Origin of the sequence: Streptomyces sp. NPDC050703 (assembly GCF_040654435.1) — a bacterium.
GTDB lineage: Bacteria > Actinomycetota > Actinomycetes > Streptomycetales > Streptomycetaceae > Streptomyces.
In genome coordinates this window covers 82576-109321 of record NZ_JBFAHX010000002.1, presented here as the reverse complement: position 1 = coordinate 109321, position 26746 = coordinate 82576, and the positions used below count along the sequence as shown (strand labels likewise).

At 72.8% G+C, this 26746-nt stretch carries 13 protein-coding genes; 2 read left to right on the top strand and 11 right to left on the bottom strand.

The features are described from left to right. Positions 1–61: 61 nt before the first annotated feature. The 8 genes from AB0I16_RS02155 to AB0I16_RS02120 form a co-directional block, all read right to left on the bottom strand. The gene (locus tag AB0I16_RS02155; protein ID WP_363247377.1) at positions 62–1768 is read right to left on the bottom strand and encodes an ABC transporter ATP-binding protein; all 1707 of its coding nucleotides are present in this window, start codon (positions 1766–1768) and stop codon (positions 62–64) included. Then, complete coding sequence (locus AB0I16_RS02150) at positions 1752–12938, bottom strand: amino acid adenylation domain-containing protein (RefSeq protein ID WP_363247376.1); 11187 nt, start codon at positions 12936–12938, stop codon at positions 1752–1754. The genes AB0I16_RS02155 and AB0I16_RS02150 overlap by 17 nt, the downstream gene beginning before the upstream one ends. 194 nt (positions 12939–13132) lie before the next feature. Further along, entirely contained in the window at positions 13133–14920 is a 1788-nt protein-coding gene (locus tag AB0I16_RS02145) for an ABC transporter ATP-binding protein (RefSeq protein ID WP_363247375.1), read from the bottom strand. Positions 14921–14922: 2 nt separating this feature from the next. Continuing rightward, entirely contained in the window at positions 14923–15975 is a 1053-nt protein-coding gene (locus tag AB0I16_RS02140) for an iron-siderophore ABC transporter substrate-binding protein (protein ID WP_363247374.1), read from the bottom strand. Positions 15976–16164: 189 nt separating this feature from the next. Then, positions 16165–17001 (bottom strand): ABC transporter ATP-binding protein, encoded by an 837-nt coding sequence (locus tag AB0I16_RS02135; RefSeq protein WP_363247560.1) that lies wholly within the window; start codon positions 16999–17001, stop codon positions 16165–16167. Between the two features lie 69 nt (positions 17002–17070). Next, the gene (locus AB0I16_RS02130; RefSeq protein WP_363247373.1) at positions 17071–18222 is read right to left on the bottom strand and encodes an iron chelate uptake ABC transporter family permease subunit; all 1152 of its coding nucleotides are present in this window, start codon (positions 18220–18222) and stop codon (positions 17071–17073) included. After that, the gene (locus tag AB0I16_RS02125; RefSeq protein WP_363247372.1) at positions 18219–19283 is read right to left on the bottom strand and encodes an iron ABC transporter permease; all 1065 of its coding nucleotides are present in this window, start codon (positions 19281–19283) and stop codon (positions 18219–18221) included. Before AB0I16_RS02125 ends, AB0I16_RS02130 begins: the two co-directional genes overlap by 4 nt. A gap of 11 nt (positions 19284–19294) precedes the next feature. Then, positions 19295–20650 (bottom strand): lysine N(6)-hydroxylase/L-ornithine N(5)-oxygenase family protein, encoded by a 1356-nt coding sequence (locus AB0I16_RS02120; protein WP_363247371.1) that lies wholly within the window; start codon positions 20648–20650, stop codon positions 19295–19297. A gap of 246 nt (positions 20651–20896) precedes the next feature. Between AB0I16_RS02120 and AB0I16_RS02115 the strand changes: the two genes are divergently transcribed. Continuing rightward, complete coding sequence (locus tag AB0I16_RS02115) at positions 20897–21844, top strand: methionyl-tRNA formyltransferase (RefSeq protein ID WP_363247370.1); 948 nt, start codon at positions 20897–20899, stop codon at positions 21842–21844. A gap of 49 nt (positions 21845–21893) precedes the next feature. Here the strand turns inward: AB0I16_RS02115 and AB0I16_RS02110 are convergent, their stop codons facing one another. Then, entirely contained in the window at positions 21894–24053 is a 2160-nt protein-coding gene (locus AB0I16_RS02110; protein WP_363247369.1) for a DEAD/DEAH box helicase, read from the bottom strand. A 484-nt stretch (positions 24054–24537) separates the two neighbouring features. Here AB0I16_RS02110 and AB0I16_RS02105 point away from each other — a divergent pair, with 484 nt between their 5' ends. Then, entirely contained in the window at positions 24538–25113 is a 576-nt protein-coding gene (locus AB0I16_RS02105; protein ID WP_363247559.1) for a hypothetical protein, read from the top strand. 124 nt (positions 25114–25237) lie between these two features. Here the strand turns inward: AB0I16_RS02105 and AB0I16_RS02100 are convergent, their stop codons facing one another. Then, on the bottom strand, positions 25238–25912 hold the full coding sequence (locus AB0I16_RS02100; RefSeq protein ID WP_363247368.1) for a hypothetical protein: 675 nt from the start codon (positions 25910–25912) through the stop codon (positions 25238–25240). Positions 25913–25991: 79 nt separating this feature from the next. Further along, positions 25992–26693: a ribonuclease HII gene (locus AB0I16_RS02095; RefSeq protein ID WP_363247367.1), complete on the bottom strand. Its 702-nt coding sequence runs from the start codon at positions 26691–26693 to the stop codon at positions 25992–25994. Positions 26694–26746 lie beyond the last annotated feature (53 nt).

Below are 26746 nucleotides of genomic sequence, written 5' to 3'. Positions count from 1 at the left end.
CGAGCCCTCTCAGCGAGCCCTCTCAACGAACTCCCTCAGCGAGCCACCGCCGCCAGCCCCTTCAGCGAGCCACCGCCGCGCAGTACTCCTCGTCCGAGGCGAGGAGGTTGCGGTGGGTGTCCTCTGCGGTGATGACGCCGTCGTCCAGGACGAGTACCCGGTCCGCGGCGTCGAGCAGCGCGGGGCTGCTGGTGAGCACCACGGTCGTGCGCCCCCTCCGCAGCTTCGCGACGTTGCGCGCGATGAGCTGCTCGGTGACGGCGTCGACGGCCGTGGTCGGGTCGTGCAGGACGAGGATGTCGGTGTCGGCGGCGAGGGCGCGGGCCAGGGAGAGCCGTTGGCGCTGGCCGCCGGAGAGGTTCGCGCCGCGGTCGCGGACACCGTGGTCCAAGCCCTCGCGGTGCAGTGCGACGACGTCGGTCAGCATGGACGCCTCGACGGCCTCGGGGACCATGCCGCTGGTGCCGGAGGGGTCGATGTTCGTGCGGAGCGTGCCCGCGAAGATCTCTCCGTCGTAGGGGTTCACGAGCAGGTGTTCGCGGACCGCCTCGACCGAGAGGGCCGTGAGTTCCCGGCCGCTGACCCGTACGACGCCCTCGTACGACTCCGGTGGTACGCGCAGGGCGAGGACCGATGCGAGGTCGGCCGCCGCCCGCGGCTGGTAGACGGCGATGGCCACGAACTCGCCCGCTGCCACCTTGAACCGCAGCTTGCGCAGGGTCCCGTATCCGACGCCGTCGACGTCGAGGCCCCCGCCCGCGGCCGGGCGCTCCTCCCCCGGTGTCGCCACCGGGGGCGCGGAGAGGACCAGTGCCATCCGTTCGGCAGAGGCGCGCGCGATCATCACGTACTTGGGCATCTCGGAGAACATCTTGAGCGGCTCGATGATGAACTGCGCGAGGCCCACGGCCATGACCAGTTCGCCGATGGTGATCCGGCCCTCGAAGGCGAGCCAGCCCGCCGTCAGGGTCACCGCGGCGGCGAGCACCGCGTTGAGGGCGAGGGCGGTGCCTGCGTAGACGCCGTTGACCTTGGCGACGGTGATCGACTGGTGCTTCGCCTCGGCGCTGACCTCGCGATACGAGCGGAAGGCCGCGTGGTTGCCGCCGAAGCCGTGCAGCGGGCGCAGGCCGGTGATGAGGTCGGCGACCTTGGCGCCGGCCCGCGCCACGCGGGCCTGCTGCTCCTTCGTGCTCGCGCCTATCCGCCGGGACATGACGCTGAGGATGGACAGGATGGCGACGGTTCCCGCGATCACCAGCGCGCCGAGCCTGAGGTCGGCGAGGCCGAGCGCGACCGCCGCGACCACCACCGCGACGAGCGAGCTGACCAGCAGCGGCACGACTTCGATGATGTCGGCGGTCTGGTCGGCGTCCTCGGTGGCGATGGTGAGGATTTCGCCGGACTTGAGGTCGACGTCCCTGGCGACCGGCTGGAGGCCGCAGGCCGCGACCTGTACGCGCCAGCGGTGCGCCTCGGTCGTGTTGGCCTTCTGCAGGATGCGCATGCCGAACCGCCACGACAGCGAGACCGTCGTGATGATCACGGCGAGCGCGCCGATCGACACGGCGAGTGCGCCGAGGCTCCGCTCGCCCTGCATCGTGTGCTCGACGATCATCCCGAGCGCGATCGGGAAGGCGGTCTCGCCGGCCTGGTAGAGGCCCATGAGGACGGTGCCCCAGAGCATGGCGGCACGGTTCCGGCGCAGGGCGGTGCGCAGGATGCCGGACCCGGCGCGGGGCCGCGGCGTGTCAGTTGTCTTCGTCATCGGGGTGACGGGTGTCTGCGTGGTCATCGAGATGGCGGGCAATCGCTTCCGGGGTTCGCAGGGTGAACAGGTCTCGGATGGTGACCACAGGACCGTACTCGCGTCGGAGCAACCCGATCAGCCGAACGGCGAGCATCGAGTGGCCGCCGAGGGCCACGAAGTCGCTCACCGCGCTGACCTCGTCGTCGTCCAGGTCCAGGGCTTCGGCGAAGAACTCGCAGACCAGCTCTTCCGTCTCGGTCTCCGGGCCGCGTTCGGCGGCCGTGGTCAGTGCGCCGAGCGGCTTGGCCTCGGGCAGGGCCTTCGTGTCGGCCTTTCCGTTCACGGTCAGCGGGATGCCGTCGACCTGGGCGTAGTGCGTCGGGCGCAGGAAGTCGGGGAGCCCCGCGCCCACCTCGGCGGCGACAGCCGCGAGGTCGGAGCCACCGGCGCCACCAGAGCCGCCAGAACCGCCAGAGCCGCCAGAGCCATCGGAGCCGCCCGACAGTACGAGATAGGCGGCGAGCCGGTGGGCGCCGTCGACCTGCGGATCGGGCTGCGCGACGGCCGCGACGAACCGTACGGCCGGGTGCGCCGCGAACGCGGCCTCGACCTCGCCCAGTTCGACCCGGTGGCCCCGGATCTTGACCTGCTGGTCGGTGCGGCCCAGGTACATCAGGTTGCCGTCGGGCCGCCGGACCACGAGGTCGCCGGTGCGGTACATGCGCTCGCCGGGTGCGCCGAACGGGCAGGCGACGAAGCGGTGCGCGGTCTGGGCGGGCTGCCCGAGGTAGCCGCGCGCGATGCCGATGCCCGCCACGTACAGCTCACCGGGCACACCGTCCGGCAGGGGGCGCAGCCAGGGGTCGAGCACGTACGCGTCGGTGTTGTCGATGGCCACGCCCACCACCGGGTCCTGGCACTCGAAGGTGCCGACGCCGAGGGTGTTGATGGTGTACTCGGTGGGTCCGTAGAGGTTGTAGCCGACCGTTCCCTCGGTCTCGGCGAGGCGCCGCCACAGTGTCGGGGTGACGGCCTCGCCGCCGAGCAGGACGAGCGCGGGCCGCCGCGCGGGGTTGTCGAGCAGGCCCTCGGCGACCAGTTGCTGGGCGTAGGTCGGGGTCACGTTAATGACGTCGATGCCGTGTTCGAGGCAGTACGCGACCAGGCGGGGTGCGTCGCGGCGCAGTTCCTCGTCGCAGATGTGCACCTCGTGGCCGTCGGCGAGCCAGAGCAGCTCCTCCCACGACATGTCGAAGGCGAACGACACGGTGTGGGCGATCCGGAAGACCCGGTTCTGGTGCTCGGCGAGGACCGGTTCGAAGATCCGCCGCTGGTGGTTGACCAGCATGTTCGTGAGGCCCGCGTACTCGGTCACCACGCCCTTGGGCTTCCCGGTCGATCCCGAGGTGTAGATCGTGTACGCGGGGTGCCGCAGCCGGTCGGGGTCGTCCGGCGAGAACGTCACGTACGGCTCGGCGTCAGGCAGCGGCCGGTCCAGCTCGATCAGTTCGTACGTGCCGGAAGCCCTGCCCGCGAGCCGGGGCGCGACCCCGCTCACCGTGAGGATCACCTCCGGCCGGGCGTCCGCGACGATGGCCGCGATCCGCTCGTCCGGGTGGTCGAGCTCCAGCGGTACGTACGCGGCGCCGACCCGCAGCACGGCGAAGAGCGCCACGATCGAGTCGAGCGAGCGCGGGACCGCGAGGCCCACGGTCGTCTCGGGACCGATGCCGCGCCCGGCGAGGGCGCCCGCCACCGCCCTGCTGCGGTCCCGCAGCTCGGCGAAGGTCATGGTCGAGCCGTGCGCGACGAGCGCGGTGCGTCCGGGGTCGCGGTCCGCCGCCAGGTCGAACCGGTCGACCACGGTGTCGGTGCCGACGTCCGTGCGCTCGCCGGGCTCCGGCCGGGGGGCGAGCCCCCGCAGCGCGCCGACGGGGCCGGTTGCCGAGGCGAGGTCGTCGAGTACGCGCAGGTAGTCGTCGAGGAGCCGCCGGGCGCTCGCGGTGTCGCCGTGGCGGTGCTCCAGCTTGACCGTGAGCCGCTCGCCGGGGGTGACGACCCAGGTGTACGGGTAGTGCGTGGAGTCGTCGGCCTTGACGGACGTGATGCCGTGCCGGGCGTTCATCGCGGCGAACGCGTCCATGTCCAGGAAGTTCTGGAGGACGAACAGGTTGTCGAAGAGCGTGTCGTGTCCGCTGGCCCGCTGGATCTCACCGAGGCCGAGGTGCTCGTGCTCCATCGCCTCGACCCTGGCGTTCTGCACGGCCGACAGATACGCGCCGACCGTGTCGTCGGGCCTGGCCCGGGTCCACAGGGGCACGGTGTTGAGGAGGACGCCGACGACGTCGGAGAGCCCCTCGCCCTCGCGGCCGGAGACCGTCACGCCGAACACGGCGTCAGCGCGTCCGGTGCGGGCGCCGAGCAGCAGCCCGAAGGCGCCGGTCAGCACGGAGTTCAGTGTGACGCCGTGTGTCCTCGCCGCGTCCCGCAGCAGGTCCGACTGCTCGGCGGAGAGCGTGTGGACGAGCGCGTCGGGCAGCTCGTCAGAGAGGGCCGGCGCGGGTCCGGCGAGCAGCGTCGGGCCGGGGAGCCCCGCCAGGTGCTCGGCCCAGAAGCGCTCCGACGCGGCGGAGTCCCTGGCCGCCAGCGTGCGGGCGTACTCCTCGAAGCCGGGCGTGGCCGGGGAGGCGTCGAGCGGTTCGCCCGCGAGGGCGGCCTCGTAGGCGTCGAAGAGGTCCCGCAGCACGATCTCGCGGGACCAGCCGTCCCAGAGCAGCAGGTGGTAGCTGAGGAGCAGGCCGTCGCGTCCTTCGGGCAGGCGCACCACGGTCAGCCGGATCAGCGGCGGCTCGGCCGGGTCGAAGCCCGTGTCGCGGTCCCTGGCGCGCAGGGCGTCGATCTCCGCCTCGGTGGACAGCGTGAGCGTACGGACGTCGACGCGCCGGCCGGCCTTGAGGAGCTGTACGGGGTCGCCGTTGTCGTCCGTCGCGAAGCCCGCGCCCACGACGGGGTGGCGGGCGATGACGTGTGCCATCGCTGCGGCGAGCGCGTCGGTGTCGAGGCGGCGGTCGAAGGTGAACCAGCTCTGCGCGACGTAGTGCCCGGCCGTGCCCGCGAGCTGGGCCTGGAAGAACAGGCCGCGCTGGAGCGGGGTCACCGGTGCCGTGCGCTCGGCCGTTCCCGCGGCGTCCGCGATGTGCGCGAGCGCGCTCAGCCAGTGGTCGACGATCTCGTCGGGCACGCCGTCGGCGAGCGTGAACTCGGCGTGCAGGCTGCCGGTCGCCTCGTCGGTCCAGGCGTTGACCTCGACGGCGTACGGGGTGTGCTGGTCGCCGCCGGTGATGCGGGGCGCGTCGGACTCGCCGCCGCGGCCGAGGTAGTTGAACAGGACCTGCGGCTGGGCGGTGAGCAGGGGGGCCGTCTGCGGGTTGAGGTACCTGAGCTGGCCGTACGTCACGTGGCCGCGCTCGTCCGGCTGGCGTTCGGCGACCTCGTGGGCCGCCGCGACGGGGTCGGTGTGCGGGGTGAGCCGCACGGGCGCGATGGCGGTGAACCAGCCGACCGTGCGGGTGTAGTCGTGGTGGTCGAGGGCGGGGACGCGGCCGTGCCGCTCCAGATCGACCGCGAGATCGGTCGGGGTGTCCTGGACGCGGGTCAGCGCGGTCCGCAGGGCGCCGCACAGCAGTTCGGTGAGTTCGACGCCGAGCGCGGCGGGCGCGGTGCGCGTCACGCGGTCGCTGGCCTCGGGCGGGAGGACGGCCGTGGTCTCGCGCAGCGCCCCCGGTGACGGCGAGGGCAGCGGCGCGGGCGCCCCGAGCGTGCTGATCCACTCCCCGAGCCCCTCGGTGACCTGTGTGGAGCGCACCGCCAGTGCCTCGGCGTATTCGGCGTACGAGGTGGTGGGCGGTGCCAGGTCGGCGCCGCGCAGGGCGGTGGCGAGGTCGTCGAGCAGGATCAGCCAGGAGACCGCGTCGACGGCGAGGTGGTGCGCGGTGACCACCAGGGTCCCGCTCTCCTCCAGCCACGAGAACGCGACGACGTCCCCGGCCGCAGGGTCGAGCCGCCCGGCCGCCTCGTTCGCGACGGCCGTCACATCAGCGGTCACAGGCGCCACATCGACGGTCCCGGACGCCACGTCGGCGTCGGCGGCCGTCGTCCCTCCGGCGGCTGCCACCCGTACGACCGTGACCTCGCCGGCGGGTTCCGTACGGGCGGACCACACGCCGTGCTCGACGCGCAGCCGCAGCCGCAGCGCCGGGTGGGCGGCCACGACGGCGTTCGCGGCGCGCACGGCGTCGGCGTACCCGGCGCCTTCGGGGGCCCGCACCGCCCTGGCCTGGGCGAACCGGTCGAGCGAGCCGCCGAGTTCACGCTGGCGCAGCATGATGGGCGTGGGCGTCAGGGGGCCGTCCTCGCGGTGGCGGGCGGCGACGGGCCTCACGGGCGCGGGCGCGCTCGTCGCCAGCCGCTCGGCGAGGGCGCGCGGCGTCCGGCACAGGAACACGTCCCGTGGCGCGATCGGCAGGCCGAGGGCCCTGGCCCGGTTGATCACGGTGATGGCGACGATGCTGTCGCCGCCTGCCGCGAAGAAGTCGGTGTCCTCGTCGACCGGGGCGCCGGGCAGGGCCTCGGCGAAGACGCCGACGAGCGCCGCGAGCGCGGACTCCCCCGCGGCGAGCGCCGAGTCGCCGACGGCGGCCGAAGCGCCGGCCGGCGAGGCAACGCCTTGCGGAATGTCGTGCTCCGCCGCCCGCGCGGCCAGCGCCTTGCGGTCCAACTTGCCGTTGACCGTCAACGGCAGCGCGTCGATGGGCAGGACCCGGCCCGGCACCATGTGCGCCGGCAGCTTCGCGGCCAGCGCGGCGGTGAGGTCGCCGGGCGCCCGGCCCACGACATGGGCGACCAGGTGGTCGCCGCTGTCCGCCACGGTGACGGCCACGTCGACCACGCCGTCGAGTTCCCTGACCGCCGACTCCACCTCGCCGAGTTCGATGCGGAAGCCCTTGAGCTGCACCTGGTCGTCGGCGCGCCCCGCGAACTCCAGCTCGCCGTCGAGCGTGCGGCGGGCCAGGTCGCCCGTGTGGTACATCCGCGATCCGTCACCCGTGAAGGGGTCCGCCACGAACCGGCCCGCCGTGAGGCCCGGCCTGCCCAGGTAGCCGAGGGCCACCTGGTCGCCCGCGACGTAGATGGCGCCGACCCGCCCCGGGGGCACCGGGCGCAGCCGGTCGTCGAGCAGGTAGGTGGTGAGGCCGGGGATCGGGCCGCCGATCGGGCTGACGTCGGCGCCGTGCGCGAAGTCGTCGTCCGTGAGCACCCGGTGGGTGACGTGGACGGTGGTCTCGGTGATGCCGTACATGTTGACCAGCTCGGGCGACGCGGTGCCGTGCCGCTCGACCCAGCCGCGCAGCCGCCCGAGGTCGAGCGCCTCGCCGCCGAAGATGATGCGGCGCAGGGAGGTGACGGGCTCGCCCGCGTGCCGGTCGGCCTCGATGAACCGGTAGAACGCCGACGGGGTCTGGTTGAGCACCGTCACCCCGCGCTCCCGGACGAGGCGGTGGAAGTCCACGGGCGAGCGGGTCAGCCCGTACTCCGGCACGAGCAGTTCACCGCCGTGGACCAGCGCGCCCCACAGCTCCCAGACCGCGAAGTCGAAGGAGAAGGAGTGGAACTGCACCCATACGTCGGAGGGCCCGAAGCCCATGTCGGGCCGCGTGTTGGCGAGCAGGGTGACGACGCTGGAGTGCGGCACGGCGACGCCCTTGGGGCGCCCGGTCGACCCGGAGGTGTAGATCACGTAGGCGGGGTCGTGCCAGGCCGCGTCGGGTCCGGCCGCCTCGCCGTCCGCCTCGGACGGTTCCTCGCCCTGTACGAGCACGCGCGCTGCGACGCCCGCCTTCGCCAGGAGCCCGGTGAAGCGGTCCCGCTGCTCCCGGTCGACGAGCACGACCTGGGGGGCGGCGTCGGCGAGGATGTACTCCAGGCGCTCGTCCGGGTAGGCGAGGTCCAGCGGTACGTACGCGCCGCCCGCCGTGACGATCGCGACCAGGGCGACGACCTGTTCGAGCGAGCGCGGCACGGCGACGGCGACCCGCTTGCCGGGGCCCACCCCGGCGGCACGCAGCGCCGACGCCGAGGCGGAGGCTTCGGCCGCCAGTTCGCCGTACGTCAACGACCGCGTGGTCCCGTCGAGAGCGCACTGCGTGACGGCCGTGGCGGCCGGGTCGCGGCGCGCGGCGGCGGCGAACAGCGCGCCCAGGGTCGTGCGGGTCACGGGCTCGGGGCGCCGGGCGCTCTCGGGCACCACCTCGGTGACCAGGGCGTCCTGCCGGGTGAGCAGGCCGGTGAGGGTCGCGGCGAACGTCCGCAGGATCTCCTGGGCGCTCGCCTCCCCGAGCAGTTCACCGTCGTAGATGAGGTTGAAGCGCGGTCGGCCTTCGGCGGTCCGCTCGACGACCAGGGTCAGGGGGTAGTGCGGGGCGCCTTCGTTGACGATGTCGGTGACGGCCAGTTCGGCGTCGGGGGTGCGCAGGTCGGCCACGTCGGTGGCGACGTCGAACACGACGAGGGTGTCGAAGAGGCTGCCCGCGCCGGCCTGCCTGCCGATGCGCGCGAGGGAGACGTGCTGGTGCGGGAGGACCGCGCTCTGGTGCGCGCGCACCGAGGCGAGCAGGTCGCGTGCGGTGGTGCCGGCGCTCCAGCGGGCGCGCACGGGGACGGTGTTGATGAACAGGCCGACCATGTCCCCGATGCCGGGGACGTCCGCGTCGCGGCCGGACACGGTGGAGCCGAAGACCACGTCCGTGCCGTGCAGGATGCCGCCGAGGGTCACCGCCCAGGCGCTGTGCACGGCGACGCTGAGGGGCACACCGGCCGCGCGTACGGCCGTGTCGATGTCGTCGGCGGGCGCCACGGCGGTGTCGGCGAACCGGTCGGAGGGCGTGTGGCCCTCGGCGACCAGGGACGGGCCCGGCAGCCCGGCCAGTTCCTCGGCCCAGACCCGGTCGCTCTCCTCGTCGTCGCGTCCGGCGAGCCACGTCACGTAGTCGGGGAAGCCGCGGAGCGCGTACACACTGCCCGGCGCGTGGTACTCGGCGAGGAGCGCGCGGAGCATCGGCGGCACCGACCAGCCGTCGGCGATGATGTGGTGCACGGTCTGCACCAGGACGTTCCTGCCGGCTCCCGCGCGGATCAGCGTGTACCGCATCAGGGGCCCGGTGGCCAGGTCGAACCCGGCGCGGCGGTCCCTCTCGGCGTACGCGCGTATCTCGTCGTCGGCGATGCCGGGGCGGTCCAGCGTGGTGAAGGGTGCCTGGACGCCGCTGTCGAGCACGGAGACGACGCGGCCGTCGGCCAGGGCCACGAAGCGGGCGGCCAGGTTGGGGTAGAGCGTGAGCAGCCGGGTAGCCGCGGCGGCGAGCCGGCCGGCGTCCACCTCGCCGCCGGGCGCGTCGAGCGTGAGGAGCTGCTGTTCGACGTAGGCGCCCGCCGACTCGTCGTCGAAGACGGAGTGGAAGTACAGGCCTTCCTGGAGCGGGGTCAGCGGCAGGACGTCCCGCAGGGCGGGTCCGTCGAGGGCGTCGACGTCGGCCTGGGTGAGGGGGACGAGGGGGAAGTCGCTCGGGGTGTGGCCGCCCTGGTCGAGGGCGGCGAGGGCGGCGAGGGTCTCGCGGAAGTAGCCGCCGAGGACCGTGATGTCCTCGTCGGTGAACATGCCGTCGGGCCAGGAGACGGTGGTGACCAGCTCGTACTCGCCGCCGTCGGCGCCGGGTTCGGCGATGGCGTTGAACTCCAGGGCGCGCGGCAGCCGCATCCGCGGGTCGCGCTTCTCGCCCAGCTGGCCGGTGGGTCCCGTGAGCTGCCACTCCCCCGAGGCGCCGGCGTCGAATCGGCCCAGGTAGTTGAAGAGCACCTGGGGCGCGGGCGTGTCGGTCCCGGTGCCGTGGAGGTAGCGCAGGGCGCCGTAGGAGAGGCCGTTGGCGGGCACGCGGGCGAGGTCTTCCTTGACCGCCTTGAGGGCGGCGGCCAGGTAGCCGGGGGCGCGGAAGTCGTCCGTCGCGCCCGGGTCCACGGTCACGGGGAACAGTGTGGTGAACCAGCCCACGGTGCGTGAGAGCTCCGGTTCGAAGCCCGCCGCGTCGGCCACGAACCGCCCTTCGCGGCCGTGTCCCTCCAGCTCGATGTGTGCGAACGTCTGGTCCTGGCCGAGGTCGCGGCGCCACCGGGCGAGGGTGACGGCCAGTGCCGTCAGGAGGACGTCGTTGACGCCCGCGTGGAACTTCGCGGGCACTTCGCCGAGGAGCGCCGCGGTGACCTCGGGGCCGACGGACACGGTACGCAGCCGCTCCCCGGCCACGGTGTCCGCCCCGGTCAGCGGCCGCCTGCCCAGCGGCTCGTCCGTGCCCGGCAGGGGGCGCAGCCAGTGGTCGCGGTCGGCGTCGAACGCGGCGCGTTCCAGGAGTTGCGTCCAGCGCCTGAACGACGTGGACACCGCCGGCAGTTCGATCGGTTCACCCGCGGTGACCTGCCGCCACGCCGTGGCCAGGTCGTCCATCAGGACCCGCCAGGAGACACCGTCGATCACCACGTGGTGGACGACCACGACCAGTTCGCGGGCCGCTGGGCGCCAGACGGCGCGCAGCATCACGCCACCCTCCGGGTCGAGTCCCCCGGTGGCGAGTGCGACGCACTCGTCCAGCGGCAGGTCGCTCTCCAGCCAGCTCGCCGTGGCCCGTTCCGCGGAGGGGATGACGAAGCTCCAGCGGTCGCCGCGGACCAGCTCGGCGCGGAGCATGTCGTGGCGGCGGACCACCGCGGCGAGGATGGCGTCGAGGGTGTCCGCGGTGAGGTCCGCCGGGGTGTTCAGGACCACCGACTGCACGAAGCCGTCGATCGCGTCGGTGGTCTCGCCGAGCCACTGCACGATGGGCGATCCGCTGACGGGACCCGTCGCGACGTCGCCGTGGTCGATGGTGGTGACGTCCTCGCGGCTCGCCACCGCCGCGAGGGCGCCGATGACGCCGTGGGTGAAGATCTGCCGTGCGGTGACGTGGAGCCCGGCCTCGCGCAACGCGCTGAGCAGCGAGATCGCCAGGATGCTGTCGCCGCCGAGGGCGAAGAAGTCCTGGTCGACGCCGACTTCGTCGAGCTGAAGGAGGTCCGCGACCACGGCGCAGACCACGCGTTCGTCGTCGGTGGCCGGGGGCTTGAGCGCGGCCGTCCCGGCGACCGGCTCGGGCAGTGCGCGGCGGTCGACCTTGCCGTTCGCGGTGAGCGGGAACTCCGGGACCACGACGACGTGGGCGGGCACCATGTACTCGACCATGTGCTCGGCGGCCCATGCCTTGACCGCGTCCGCCCGCAGGTCCTCGCTGCCGGCGGCGGGGATCACGTAGCCGACGAGGTAGGTGCCGCCGGCCGTGTTCTTCCTGGCGACGACGCAGGTGTGCCGCACTTCGGGGTGTTCGGCGAGGCCGACCTCGACGTCCTCGATCTCCAGGCGCATGCCGCGGATCTTGATCTGGTTGTCCGCCCTGCCGAGGAAGTCCAGGGAGCCGTCGGGGGCGAACCGGGCGAGGTCACCGGTGCGGTAGAGCCGGGAGCCGTCGTCGGCGAAGGGGTTGGCCACGAAGCGGGAGGCGGTCAGGCCGGGCGCGTTGACGTATCCGCGGCCGAGGAGGAGGCCGCCCACGTACAGTTCGCCGCCGACGCCGACCGGGACCGGGCGCAGCTCGTCGTCGAGCACGTACAGCTGCGTGTTGGGGTTGGCCCTGCCGATCGAGGTCGACAGGCGTTCCGCGGCGCCCCGGTAGATGACGTGGGAGACGCCGATGGTCGTCTCGGCCGGGCCGTAGCCGTGGTACATCGGTATGTCGAGGCGGGAGCGGAAGCGGTCGTACAGCTCCGAGGTCAGCACCTCGCCGCCGCACCACACGTGCCGCAGGCTGTCGAGCGCCCCGGATTCGCCGGCCATCTCCAGGAGTACGTCGAGCATCGACGACACGAGGTAGGTGAAGGTGACGCGCCGCTCGGCGATGACGCTCAGCAGGTGGTGCGGGTCGCGCTCGCCACCGGGCCGCAGGACCACGAGTCTGCCGCCGCTGACCAGGGGCAGGAAGATCTCGTTGATGGAGATGTCGAAGGAGAGGGGCGCCTTGAACAGGGAGGCGTCGTCGGGGCCGAAGCCGAGGATCTCGTCGACCTGCCAGAGCAGGCGCTCGCTGATCGCCTTGTGGCGGATCATGGCGCCCTTGGGGCGTCCGGTCGAGCCCGAGGTGAAGATGACGTAGGCGAGGGAGTCGCCGGGGGTGGTGATCCCGGTCGCCTCGGTGGGCCGGTCGCCGAAGCGCCAGGCGCCGAGGTCGACGGCCACGGCTTCCGGCTCGTCGCCGTCGTGCTCGCCCGAGGCGTTGAGCTGGAGGACGACGCGGGCGTCCTCGATGACGACGGCGCGGCGGACGGCGGGCCACTGCGGGTCGAGCGGTACGAAGGCGCAGCCTGCCTGGAGGACGCCGAGGAGCCCGATCACCATGTCGGCCGAGCGGCCGAGGGAGATGCCGACGACCTGTTCGGCGGTGAGGCCGCGCGCGATGAGGTGGTGGGCGAGCTGGGCCGAGTGCTCCGCGGCCTGGCGGTACGTCAGGGTCCGGTGCTCGTCGACGATCGCGATGGCGTCGGGCCTGGTCCTCGCCTGCTCGCGGAACATCTCCACGATGGTCGGGCGGGCCCGCTCGGCGTCGGTGTCGTTCCACGCGGCGAGGGCCGCGAGCCGGTCGGCGGGGCCGGAGGGGCCGATGGTGCCGAGGGGCCTGTCGGGGAAGTCGGTCAGGTCGTCGAGGGCGAGTTGCGCGTCGGCGAGGTCGACGCCTTCGGGGACGCCGATGCCCAGACCGGCCGCCGTGACCGCCCCGTCCGCCCCGTCCGCCGCGACCGCCCCGTCCGCCGTGATCGGCCCGACCGGCCAGTCGGCGCTCGCTGCACCGCCGTTGTAGGCCCAGGCGAGGACGTCGGTGAAGAGCGTGCTCGGGGCCAGGTCGATGCCCTCGGGGGACAGGCCCGTCGCCCAGTACGACAGACCGATGGCGCACGCCTCGGCGACGGCCCGGTCGGAGTGGTCACCGGTCCGCCGGCGCACCGCCGCCAGACGCTCGGGGGCCAGCAGTACGAGGCGAGCACTCGGTTCGGTCATCGAAGACTCAGCGTCCTTCCACAGCATAGAAGTTAGGCTAGCCTAACTTAGGATCACCTAACACCCCTGGTGAGGACGTGTTCGACCACACTTCACCAGGACGCCACAACCGGGCGCACCGGCCAGGCGCCGGGCGCGCCCCCACCGGACGTACCGGCCCGGGGCAGGCACGCCCCCACCGGACGCACCGCGGCCTAGCTGCCCTCGCGCCAGGCCCGCCACAGCCGGGCGTACCGGCCGCCCAGGGCCACGAGATCGTCGTGCGTGCCCTGCTCCACCACGCGGCCGGCGTCGAGGACGGCGATCCGGTCCGCGGCCATCGCCTGCGTCAGCCGGTGGGCCACGAACAGCGTGGTCCGCCCCACGCACGCGGCGAGCACCGCCCGTTCGAGCTCGGCGGCGCCCTCGCTGCCCGCCTCGGCGGTCGACTCGTCGAGCACCACCACCGGCGCCCGGCCGAGCACCAGCCTAGCCAGGGCGATCTGGGCGACCTTGGTGACGTCCAGGCGTTCGCCGCCCTCGCCGACCATGGTGTGCAGGCCCTCGGGCAGCGCCTCCACCCAGTCCGCGGCGCCGACCGTGCGCAGGGCGTCCATCAGTTCGACGTCGGTCGCGTCCGGCGCGGCGAGGCGCAGGTCGTCCGCGAGCGGCCCCGAGAACACATGCGTCTCCTGGGTGAGGATGCTCACCAGGCTCCGCGCCCCGGCCTCGTCCAGCTCCGCCAGGTCCTGCGACCCGATGCGCACGGAACCGGACCGCGGGGTGCCGATGCCCGCGATCAGCGCGGCGAGGGTCGACTTCCCGGCGCCCGTCGCGCCCACCAGGGCGAGCGAACCGCCCGCGGGGATCGTCAGGTCGACGTCCTTGAGCACCGGCTCGTCGGTGTCGGGGTAACTGAACGTCAGCCCCTCAACCGTCACCGGGTACGCCAGGGCCTTCGCGGGCTCCACGGACGCGTCGCCCACGAGGCGGCCGTCGGCGGACTCCCCGAGCACGCCGACGAGCCGGGTCAGGCTGGCGCCCGACTTCTGCGCCTCGTCGAAGGTGAACATGATGGCGCCCAGCGGCGTGAAGAGCCGGTGGAACATCAGCGGCGCCGCCGACACCTCGCCCAGCGTGGCCGCGTCCGCCTCCAGCAGGGCGTATCCCGCCACGAGGATGAGGACGAGGCCGATGAACTCGGCGCGGTTCTCGCGGCCGACGAACCGCCCGAAGAACCGGAACACCTCGACGCCGAGGTCCCGCACCCACCACGACTCCTGGGTGACCTTCTCGCGGAAGGCGCCCTCAAGGCGGTAGGCCCGTACGGTGTCGATGCCGTCCAAGCCGCTGATCAGCGCCTGCGCCCGGTCGGCCTGGGCCACCCGCTGCTTGCGGTAGAGCGGGGCGGAGCGCGGCAGGTACCAGCGCAGGGCGAGGCCGTACGCGGGCAGCGCGGCGGCGCCCGCGAGGCCGAGCCGCCAGTCGAGGCCGAACATGCCGACGGTGGCGATGGCGACGAGCACCCCGGCGGAGAACACCGTGGGGATGGCCGTACGGATGCCCTTGGACAGGACGGCCACGTCGTCGCCGACCCGGGAGAGCACGTCCCCCCGGCCGACCTGCTCGATCCGCTCGCTCGGCATTCCGAGCACCGCGCGGACCGCGCCTTCGCGCAGCCGCGCGAGCAGGTCCGCGCCGAGGCGTCCGATCAGATACGTCGACATGGCGGTGGCCGCCGCGCCGAGCAGCGCGGCGGAGCCGAGCAGGACGGCGATCGTGACCAGGACCGAGCGTGACTCGCCCTCGACCACCGCGTCGACCACCCGGCCGAGCAGCAGCACGGGGAGCACTTGGAGCGCCGCCCCGGCCACCGTGGTGAGCACGGTGGCCGACGTCAGCCACGGCATCCGGCGGCAGTGCGCGCCGACCCAGCGGGCCGCCTCGCCCCCGCCCGCCGTGCGCAGGGTCGCCGGGGCGGGGCGTGTGTCCGTGCCGCTCACACTCAGTCGACCGACTTCACGAGCTCGTCGATGGCGTACGGCAGGGAGAGCGCGGTGCCCTGGGACATCGCGGCGCCGACGGCCGGGCCCTCACTGTCGAGCAGGTAGGAGACCTTGTCCTTCTTCACCGCGTCGAGGTTGGCGAAGAGCTTGTCCTTCTTGATGGCCTTCGTGTCGGCGGCGTCGTTGATGACGATGACGCGGTCGACGTCGATCAGGTCCATGCGCTCGGGCGAGAGTTCGGTGGAGAACTTGCCGCCGGCGACCTTGTCGATCTTCGTCTGGTACGTGAAGCCCATGCCCGTCAGGAGCCGTCCGCGCACGTCGGTGGAGGTGAACGGGTTCACGGAGTCCTTGTACCAGGACAGCGCCACGGCGGTCTGGCCCGCGAACTTCGGGTGCGACTTCTTGGCCGCGGCGAGCTTGTCCTCGATGCCCTTGACGAGTTCCTTGCCCTCGTCCTCCTTGCCGAGCGCCTTGGCGATGTGGACGGTGTTGTCCTGCCAGGGGGCGCTGAACAGCTCCTTCTCGCCCTTGGTGCGGCCGACCGTCGGAGCGATCTTGGAGAGCTTGTCGTAGGCGGCCTTGTCGATCTCGGAGTAGACCGCGACGATCAGATCGGGCCGCAGGGCGGCGATCTTCTCGTAGTTGGGCCCCGAGTCGCCGTTCGCCATGACGACCTCGGGCTTGGTGTCGCCCCACTTGTCCTTCACCCAGGGCCACTGGGTGTTGATGTCGGGGGACTTGCCCGCGGGGTTCGGGTACTGGTCGGTCATGCCGACCGGCTTGGTGCCGAGCGCGAGGACGGCCTGGTCGTCCGTGTAGCCGACGGTGACGACCCGCTTGGGCGCCTCGGTGACCTTCGTGGTCCCGAACGCGTGCTCCACGCTGACGGGGAACGAGCCGCCCGCGGCGGCGGCCGGCGCGTCGTCGCTCTCCTTGTCCCCGGAGCCGGAGCCGCACCCGGCGAGGAGTCCGACGCCGAGGGCGGTGGCGGTCACGGTCGCCGCCAGTCGCCGCCACGGCTTCGTGAGCGTCGTTCGATCGAGGAGCATCCGGAATCCCTTGCTTTCACGCTGGCCGCTGCGCCCCTGTCATAAGGGCAGCCAACCTTAACCCGTCCTGATGAGGTTAGCCTAGCCTTACCCTCTCACCTCATGGGCGGGCCAGTCGAGTTGTACGCCGTGCGACTCCGCGAACCGCCCCGTGCCGAGCCTCGGGGCCGTCGCGGCCGGCGTCGCGGATCAGTCGAGCCGTACGTGCGTACGGCCGATCGGCACGATGAGCGGCCGGTCGCCCACCGGGTCGTCGACCACCCTGGCGCGCAGGCCGAACGCCTCTTCGAGCAGCTCCGCGGTGATGACGTCACGCGGGTGCCCCTGCGCCAGGATCGATCCGTCGCGCATCACGACGAGGTTGTCGCTGTAGCGGGTGGCCAGGTTGAGGTCGTGCAGCACCATGACGACCGTGCGGCCCGACTCGTGCAGGTCGTCGACCAGGTCGAGCACGTCGATGGCGTGCGCCAGGTCCAGATAGGTCGTCGGCTCGTCGAGGAGCAGCAGGTCGGTGCCCTGGGCCAGGGTCATCGAGATCCAGACGCGCTGGCGCTGGCCGCCGGAGAGCGAGTCGACGGGGCGGTCCGCGAGATCGGCGACCCCGGTCATGGCCAGGGCCTTCTGCACCACGTCCGCGTCGTCCGACGACCACTGGCGCAGCCAGCTCTGGTGCGGGTGGCGACCCCTGGCGACCAGGTCGGCCACCGTGAGCCCGTCCGGCGCCACCGGGGCCTGCGGCAGCAGCCCGAGCTTCTTCGCGACGGTGCGGGTCTTGAGCCTGCCGATGTCCTCGCCGTCCAGGACGACCGTGCCTGCGGTCGGCTTGAGCAGCCTCGTCAGCGTGCGCAACAGGGTGGACTTGCCGCAGCCGTTGGGGCCGATGATCGTGGTGATCACGCCGGGCGGGATCGTCACGTCGAGGCCGTCGATGACGGTCCGGCCGCCGTATCCGACCGTGACGTCCTCGGCCGCGAGCCGCGCGGCGCCGACGGCCCCGGCGGCGGCTGCGGGTTCGGCTTCGATGATGTACTGAGCGGCCACGAGCCCCCCTGCATTAGGTATGGCTGTATTAGGTATGGCTAACCTTCGCATTATCTATCGGAGGTTCGCCCGCACCAACAGGTAGACGAGGAACGGACCGCCGATCGCGGCGGTCACCACGCCGACCGGCAGCGTCATCGGCAGCGCCGTGCGCGCGGTCAGGTCGGCACCGATCAGGAGCAGCGCCCCGACCAGGCCCGACGCCGCCAACGGCGGTGTGGGGCAGCGTGCCAGACGCATCGCCACCTGCGGTGCGACCAGCGCCACGAAGGGCACGGGGCCCGCCGCGCTCACCGCGACGGCGGCGAGGAGCACCGCGCAGAGCAGCAGGACCGCCCGCACCCGCGAGTACCGTACGCCGAGGCCCGCGGCGACGTCGTCGCCCAGGTGCAGGGGCTTGAACTGGAACGCGACGGCCGTCACGACCGCCAGCAGGGCGAGCGAGCACCAGAGCGCCACCCACACCTCGTCCCACGACCGGTTGTCCAGCGAGCCGACCAGCCAGGCCTGCGCGCGGGCCACGTCGCGGATGTCGGCCGTGACGAGGAGCCAGGTCGTGACCGCCTCCATCACGGCGCTCACCGAGATGCCGATGAGGATGAGCCGGAAGCCGTCGATCCCGCGCCGCCAGGCCATGAAGTACACCAGCAGCCCCGTGCCGAGCCCGCCGGCGAGCGCCGCCGCGGAGAGCCCGACGGAGCTGACGACCGCCGCGGCGGTCCCGCCCGACACCGTCACGAGGCAGACCGCGACCGCGCTCGCGCCGCCGGTGATGCCGAGGATGTCGGGGCTGGCCAGGGGGTTTCGGGCGACGGACTGCGTGAGCGCTCCCGAGACGCCGAGCGCGACGCCGACGACGAGCCCGGCCATCGCCCGCGGCATCCGCAGGTCCATGACCACGAACTCGTCGACCTGTTCGCCCCTGCCGGCGATCGTCGCCATCACCCGGGAGAGGCCGATGGGGAAGTCGCCGATGCTGATGGAGAGGCAGAACACCAGGAAGGTGGCCGCCGCGAGGAGCAGCGTGACGAGGACGACGTAGGGGCGCCAGACGAACGAGACCGGGCCGAGCCGCACGCCCGGCGTCACTGACGCCTTCACCTCCGTACCGTCGACGTCGGTACCGCCCGTGCCGCTCTTATTCGTCCCGCCCACGCCCGTACCGCTCACGTCCGACCCGTTCACGCGTTCCTGTGTTCCGCTCATGCGCCCTTGAACTTTCCGCGCCAGACCAGGACCGCGAAGAACGGGGCGCCGATGAGGGCGACGACGACTCCGGCGTCCAGTTCGCCGGGGCGCACCACCAGGCGCCCCACGATGTCGCAGACCAGCAGTACGAGGGCGCCGAGCAGACCCGCGTACGGCACGAGCCAGCGGTAGTCGGGCCCCGTCAGATGGCGGGCGACGTGGGCCACCATGAGTCCGACGAAGGCGATCGGGCCGCACGCCGCGGTGGCCGCCCCCGCGAGCAGGGTGATGGCGAGGATGCCGACGGTCCTGCTCAGGGCGATGTTCACGCCGAGCCCGCGCGCCACGTCCTCGCCCAGGTTCAGCAGGTTGAGGGAGGGCAGCGTGGTGAGGGCGAGGACGAGCCCCACGGCGATGAACCCGGTCACCGGCCAGATGACGTCGAACTTGACGCCTGCCACGGAGCCGGCGTTCCAGAACCGCAGCGCGTTGAGCGACTTCTGGTCCGAGAGGGAGACCGCGGTGGTCATCGCCGCGAGGAACACCGTGATGCCCTGCCCGGCGAGCGCGAGCGTGAGCGGGTTGCCCGCCCCGCGCCCGATGCTCGCGAGGCCGAACACGACGACCCCGGCGACCGCCGCCCCCAGGAAGGCGAACCACACGTACTGGAAGGGGCTGGAGAACCCGAACACCGCCGTCACGAAGACGACGGCGAACGACGCGCCCGCGTTCACCCCGAGCAGTCCCGTGTCCGCGATGGGGTTGCGCGTGTAGCCCTGGATCAGCGCGCCGCCGACCCCGAGGGCGATGCCCGCCACGATCGCGAGCACCGTCCGGGGCACGCGCACGGTCTCCACGATGAGCCTGATCTCGGTGAGCCGCTGGTCGGCCTCCGGTGCGGCGAAGAGTCCGTGCCACACCTCGCCGGGGGTCAGCGCACGCGCGCCGACGGCCAGCGAGGCCGCCGCCGCGACGAGGAGGAGCACGGCGAGCACGCCGAGCCCCGCAACCCGCCGCCGTCGGGCCCCTGTTGTGACCGCGGCCGGGGCCGCGGGACGCTCCACCGCAGTCGTGCTCATGACGACGTACGTTATCGGGTGGTGCTGCCGGTGCCGTCGGCGACCGCCGCCGCCCCGTCCGAGGCGGGCGCGGCGCGCCGGTCGAGCACGGAGTCCAGTATCTCGCCGACCCGGATCGCGATGTTGGACAGCAGGGACGAGGTGATGCCGTGCGTGTGTTCGGTGCCGCCCTGGAGGTAGATGCCGCAGGCCAGCTCGGGGTCGGTCGCCACGCGGTAGTCGCGCTCGACGCGGACGCGGCCCGCCTCGTCGCGCAGGCAGTGGTCGGCCACCTCGCCGAGCAGGCCGAGCGGGTCGGCGGGGCTGTAGCCGGTGGCGCACACCACGACGTCGGCGTCGAGGTGGGTCTCCTCGCCGGTGACGAGCGACGTCACGGTGGCGCGGACCGCGTCGTCCGTCTCCTTGACCCCGGAGAGCCGGGAGACGTTGAGGAAGCGCAGCCGCTCGGTGCCGAGGACCTTCTCCTGGTACATCTGCCGGTACAGGTCGTCGATCAGGTCGATGTCCACCACGGAGTAGTTGGTGTTCCCGTGGTAGTCCATCAGGCGGCTCTTGACGCCCTCCGGAGCGGCGTAGTACTCGTCGACCGCCCCCGGGTCGAAGATCCGGTTGGCGAAGCTGCTGTCGTCGGCGGGGCTGTAGCCGTAGCGCGAGAAGACGGCGCAGACCTCGGCCTCGGGGAAGCGGCGGTGCAGGTAGGCCACGTTCTCCGCGGCGCTCTGCCCGGCGCCCACGACGACGAACCGCCGCGGGTTCGTGCCCTCGATCCGGTCGACCTTCGTGAGCAGTTCGGAGTTGTGCCAGACGCGCTCGCCGCGCTCGACGCCCTCGGGTACGAGGGGGCGCAGGCCGGTGCCGATGACGAGGTTGCGGGCGCGGTGGACCGCGAGCCCCTCCCCCGACCTGACCGTCACGTCGAGGAACTCCACGGCTCCGTCGCGGACGTGCGGCGTGACGCCGACGACCTCGTGGCCGTAGGAGACCATGTCGTCGACCTTGGCGGCGGCCCATTCGAGGTAGTCGTGGAACTCCACCCGCAGCGGGAAGAGGTTCTTGTGGTTGATGAAGTCGGTCAGCCGCCCCTTGGCCTTCAGGTAGCAGAGGAAGCTGAACTCGCTCGTGGGGTTCCGCTGCGTCACGAGGTCCTTCAGGAAGGACACCTGCATGGTCGCGTCGTCGATGAGCATGCCGCGGTGCCAGCCGAAGCTCGACTGCTGCTCGAAGAAGTGAGCGGTGACCGCCTCCTGCCTGCCGACGCGGGCGTTGTGCTCGTTGAGCGCGATGGCCATGGCCACATTGGACGGTCCGAAACCGATGCCGATGAGGTCGTGGACCAGTGGTGCGTCGCCAGGAAGAACCTGTGACATGTCTCTCCCAATCGTGCGGGGAAGCCGCCTGTCAGGCGTGGGGAAGGTGCGTCCGGTGGGCACGCCGACGGCGCGGCCCACCAACTTAGGTGAGCCTAAGCTAATCGCATCCGCCTGTCGATAGGCAAGGCGGGCAACCGGACTTGGCGGTCGGTCAACTGGAGCGCGGCATCCGCTTATTGCAAACTAAGGTAAGCCTTGCTTAACTGGCTACTGGCCAAACCCCTGCCCTGAGGAGGAACCCCGATGCGGGTCGTCATGTTCGGTTACCAGACCTGGGGCCACCGCACCCTGCAAGCCCTGCTGGAGTCCGAGCACGACGTGGTCCTCGTCGTGACGCACCCCAAGAGCGAGCACGCGTACGAGAAGATCTGGAGCGACTCCGTCGCCGACCTCGCCGAGGAGCACGGCGTCCCGGTGGTGATCCGCAACCGCCCCGACGACGAGGAGCTGTTCGCGCGCCTCAAGGAGGCCGACCCGGACATCATCGTCGCCAACAACTGGCGTACGTGGATTCCCCCGCGCATCTTCGGCCTCCCGCGCCACGGCACGCTGAACGTCCACGACTCGCTCCTGCCGAAGTACGCGGGCTTCTCCCCGATCATCTGGGCGATGATCAACGGCGAGCCCGAAGTCGGCGTGACCGCGCACATGATGGACGACGAGCTGGACGCCGGTGACATCGTCCGGCAGGAGGCCGTCCCCGTCGGCCCCACGGACACCGCGACCGACCTCTTCCACAAGACGGTCGACCTGATCGCCCCCGTCACCATCGGCGCGCTCGACCTCATCGCGTCCGGACAGACGGAGTTCACCAAGCAGGACCGCTCCCAGGCCAGCTTCTTCCACAAGCGGGCCGAGGAGGACATCCGCATCGACTGGACCTGGCCCGCCGAGGACCTGGAGCGCCTGGTCCGCGCCCAGTCCGCGCCGTACCCGAGCGCCTTCGCCTTCCACAAGGGCAAGCGGCTCGAAATCGTCACCGCGGTGGTCTCCGAGGGCCGCTACGGCGGCACGCCGGGCCGCATCTTCTACCGCGAGGGCGAAGGCGTGGTGATCGTCGCCGGAGCCGACGCCCGCACCGGCCGCAACCACGGACTCGCCATCACGCGCGTCCGCACCGAGGACGGCCGGGAGCTGCCCGCCACGGAGTACTTCACCTCCATGGGCGGCTACCTGACCAGCCGCCCCTGAGAGTTCGCACCGGCATCCGGCCACCCCTCGGCGGCGGGACCTCCGGGCATCACCCCGCCGCCGCGAGCACCAGCGGAAGGACCCGGTCGGCGCCCGCTCTGCGCAGCAGGCGGGCGGCGACCGCCAGGGTCCAGCCGGAGTCCGTGCTGTCGTCCACGAGCAGCACCGGCCCCGGGGCCGCCGCCAGGGCATCCGCCAGCTCGTCGGAGACGGCGAAGGCACCGGACAGCGCTCTGAGCCGCTGCGCGGAGTTGCTGCGGCGGGCCGCGTGCGCGCCCTGCGCCCCGGTGTACGTCAGCGTGCCGAGGAACGGCAGGCGGCCGATGGACGCGACGCCCTGAGCGAGCGAACCGACCAGCTGCGGCCGGGCCAGCGACGGCACGGCGACGACGCCCACCGGCCGCGCCGGGGCGTCGTCGGCCCCCGATGCCCAGCCCCCCGCGGAGCGCGCCCAGTCGGCGAGGACGTCCACCGCGGCGCGCAGGACGTCGTCGGGGACGGGGCCGTCGGGCGCGGTATCGGCGAGCAGCGGGCGCAGGCGGTTGCCCCAGCCGATGTCCGAGAGCCGTCCGATGGCACGTCCGGTGGAGCACTGCTCCTTCGCCGGGATGCGCCCCTTGAGGTCGACGCCGAGGGCGGCCATGCCCGTGGGCCACATCCGGCGCGGCTCGATCTCCACGCCCGGACGGTCCAGCTCCTTGGTGGCCCCCGTCAGCGTCTCGGCCGAGACGGCCGCGTCCGCCCACGCGCCCGCGCAGTTGTCGCAGCGGCCGCAGGGGGCGGCCCCCTCGTCGTCGAGCTGCCGGCGCAGGAACTCCATGCGGCACTGGTCCGTGCTCACGTAGTCCCGCATGGCCTGCTGCTCGGCCGCCCGCTGCTTCGCCACCCAGGCATAGCGCTCCGCGTCGTACATCCAGTCGGCGCCCGTGGCCGTCCAGCCGCCCTTGACCCGCTTGACCGCGCCGTCGACGTCGAGGACCTTCAGCATGGTCTCCAGGCGGGTGCGCCTCAGGTCGACCGACGCCTCCAGGGCCGGCACGGACAGCGGGCGGCCCGCGTCCGTGAGGGCGGCGAGGGTCTGCCGCACCTGCGCCTCGGGCGGGAAGGCCGTATCGGCGAAATAGCGCCAGATGGCCTCGTCCTCCTTGCCGGGCAGGAGCAGGACGTCGGCGTGCTCGACGCCGCGGCCCGCGCGCCCGACCTGCTGGTAGTACGCGATCGGCGAGGACGGCGAACCGAGGTGGACCACGAAGCCCAGGTCCGGCTTGTCGAAGCCCATGCCGAGCGCGGATGTGGCGACCAGCGCCTTGACGCGGTTCTCCTGGAGGTCGGTCTCGGCCTGCAGCCGGTCGGCGTTCTCCGTGCGTCCCGTGTACGAGGCCACGTCGAAGCCGCGCTGCCGCAGGAAAGCGGTGGCCTCCTCGGCCGCGGCCACCGTGAGCGCGTAGATGATCCCGGAGCCCTGGAGCTCCGGCAGGTGCTCCGCGAGCCAGGCCAAGCGGTGCGCGGCGTCCGGCAGCGCGACCACGCCGAGCCGCAGGCTCTCCCTCTCCAGCGTGCCGCGCAGCACCAGGGCCTCGCCCGCGCCGGTGCCGAGCTGCTCGGCGACGTCCGCGGTCACCCGTGCGTTCGCCGTCGCGGTGGTGGCGAGCACGGGGACGCCCTCGGACAGCTCGGCGAGCATCGCGCGCAGCCTGCGGTAGTCGGGGCGGAAGTCATGGCCCCAGTCGGAGATGCAGTGCGCCTCGTCGACCACGAGGAGGCCGGTCGTCGCCGCCAGCTCGGGCAGCACCTGCTCGCGGAAGTCCACGGAGTTGAGCCGCTCGGGGCTGACGAGGAGCACGTCGGTCTCGCCGCGCTCCACCTCTCCGTAGATCGTCCCCCACTCCTCGGGGTTGGCGGAGTTGATGGTGCGGGCCCGGATGCCCGCCCGCGCCGCCGACTCGACCTGGTTGCGCATGAGCGCGAGCAGGGGCGAGATGATCACCGTGGGGCCCGCGCCGCGGCGGCGCAGCAGGGCGGTCGCGACGAAGTACACCGCCGACTTGCCCCAGCCGGTGCGCTGCACCACCAGGGCGCGTCTGCGCTCCTTCACCAGAGCGGCGACGGCCTGCCACTGGTCCTCACGCAGCCGCGCCGCACCGCTTCGGTCGCCGACGAGGTCGGCGAGGATTGCATCGGCTTCGGCGCGGAGCTCCAGATCGTCCATGCCCCCATGCAACCCGATGCCACTGACAATCGGCCACCTCACCGCCGCGCGCCCGCCCCGACCGGGATGCGGAGGGCCTTCGCGGACGGGGCACCCGTCCCTGTACACAACCGCGGCAAGCGTCGAAGACCCTGAAGCGGGGAAGGATATACGCGACGCATCGTCCGATACCGGCGTGCGGCCCCAATTGTTCATTGCCGCGAGCCGGTGCGGCGGGAAGAATTGGAACAGCTCCCCGCGCGGCCCGTGTGACCTGCCCAGGCCATGGCGCGGCGCGCTCCCGCAGTTCCATCCCGCCCCCTGCGCGGGCGCAGCCGAAGGGAGGACCATGACCTTCGGATTCGCCTCGTTCGAGGAGACGTACAGGGCCGAGGAGACCCACCGGTCCGAGGGGACCCACGGGGCCGAGGGGATGTCCGGGGCGCCCACGGCGCGTGAGGCGTCCGAGTGGCCCGGCGCCGGGCAGCCCTCCGCCCCGGTCGGGATGCCCGTCGACTCCGCGCACCGGCTGGCCCGGATGCTCGAACCCGAGGAGTGGGCGGCCGCGGGCATCCCGCTGCTGCGCAACCCGCGCGAGGTCGTCACCGGCCTGCACTTCCGGCACCGGCCAGGGCCCGCGACGGCGGTCGTGGCCGTGCTCGACGCCGACGAACGGCTCTGCGCGAGCGCCTCGTTCGGCAGGCGCGCGGCGGCGACCGACGGCTGGGTCTTCCGCAACGCCCTGCTGTCGCAGTTGCGCCGGATCATCCCGCACGACCTGCGGCGGCGCGCCCCGGTGCGCACGGCCGTGCTGCTCTACTGCCGTGAGGGCGACGCGCGTTGGACCCCGGAGGACGGGGCCTGGATGTGGGGCCTGCGGGACGCCTGCACACTGCACGGGCTGCGCTGCGGGGCCTACATCACGCTGACCCGTGGCGGCTGGCAGGTGCTCGGCGAGGGGCGCGGCGGACGCCGCCCCAGCGCCGGTTCCCGCCCCGGTTCCCTGACCGGCGACGATCCCCCGGCGAACCGCACCGGAGGCGCGGCGTCGGAGGTGCTCCGCCGGGCGGCGGCACGCTGAGAGCACGCTCCGGCACGCACCCGCGCTCCGGCACACGGACACGGCAAGGCCGCGCCGAACGGCACGTGATCACGTACCGGTCAGCGCGGACTCCGCAGCGGACGGCGGCGGCCCGGCGCGCGCGTCAGACGCCCGCGCCCAGCATCGAGTTGATCCGCTGCGGGTCCCCGCACACGATCAGCAGGGCGCCTGTCCGGGTGACGGCCTTGGGGAGCGCGGCGAGCGCGCTCTCCTCGCCGCCGCCGTTGACGGCGACGACGACCACGGGCCTGGCCGCGGCACGGTCGAGGGCGGCGGCGTCGGCGTAGAAGACGTCGTCGCCCGCGTCGTGCTGCGCCCAGTAGGCGGCCTCGCCGAAGGACAGCTCGTGCGTGGCCCACGGGTGCGGGTCGCCGGTGGTGACCACCAGCACGTCACCGGGCGCGCGCCCGGTGTCCAGGAGCAGGTCGACCGCCTCTTCGGCCGCGTCGAGCGCGCCCTCGGCCGAGGCCGGGATGAGCTGGATCTGCGGGACCGGAGCGGCGGCACCGTCGGCGGGGGCCACGGCCGGAGCCGGACGGCTCGCGGCGGGGGCGGGGACTGCCGGGGCGGCGGGCCCTGGCTTGGCGGCCGCGGCGTGCGGCGCGCGCTGCACCGGCGGCGCCGGCCGGGCGGGGCCCGGACGGCCGGGGCGCGGCGGCGCGACGGGACGCGGACCGGGTACGGGGCGGGGGGTCGGCGCGGTGCGGCCGCTGGCCGGCGTGGCGCGGGGACCCTGGGCACTCTCGTGAATCTGAGGCTCCTCGGGAAGGAGAGGCATGAAGTGTTGTCTATCAAACGCCGATGCGAATCGCGTCGGCGGGTGGCACAAAAGTGCGGCCGGAAGCGCCGGTAAAGCGTCAGAACTCAAAGCCGAGCTGACCCTCGATTTCCGGAACATTTCCGTCCGCCCAGCTGCGGGCCTTCTTGAGGTGCCGCCACTGGGGCAGCGCATCAAGATACGCCCACGAAAGCCGGTGGTACGGGGTGGGCCCCCGCTCCGCCAGCGCGGCCCTGTGCACCGGCGACGGATAGCCGGCATTGGCCGCGAAACCGAAGTCTGCATGGTCGATGCCCAGTTCGGCCATCATTTTGTCGCGCCGGACCTTGGCGATCACCGAAGCCGCGGCGACGGCCACACAGGACTGGTCCCCCTTGATCACCGTACGGACCCGCCAAGGAGTTCCGAGGTAGTCGTGCTTGCCGTCGAGGATGACCGCGTCCGGACGGACCGGCAGCCCCTCAAGGGCGCGCACCGCGGCGAGCCGAAGCGCCGCCGTCATCCCCATCTCGTCGATCTCCTCGTGCGAGGCGTGCCCCAGGGCGTGCGAGGTGACCCAGCCCTCCAGCTCCTCGGCGAGCGCGGTGCGCCGCTTGGGGCTGATCAGCTTGGAGTCGGTGAGGCCCTCGGGGGGCCTGCGCAGTCCCGTGACCGCCGCGCAGACGGTGACCGGTCCTGCCCACGCGCCGCGCCCGACTTCGTCGACACCGGCGACGATCTTCGCTCCGGTGGTGGCGCGCAGGGAGCGCTCGACGGTGTGGGTGGGTGCTTCGTACGGCATGGCGCCTGACAGCGTACGCCGCCCGGGGGCCGCCCGCGACACCCGGTTCCCCT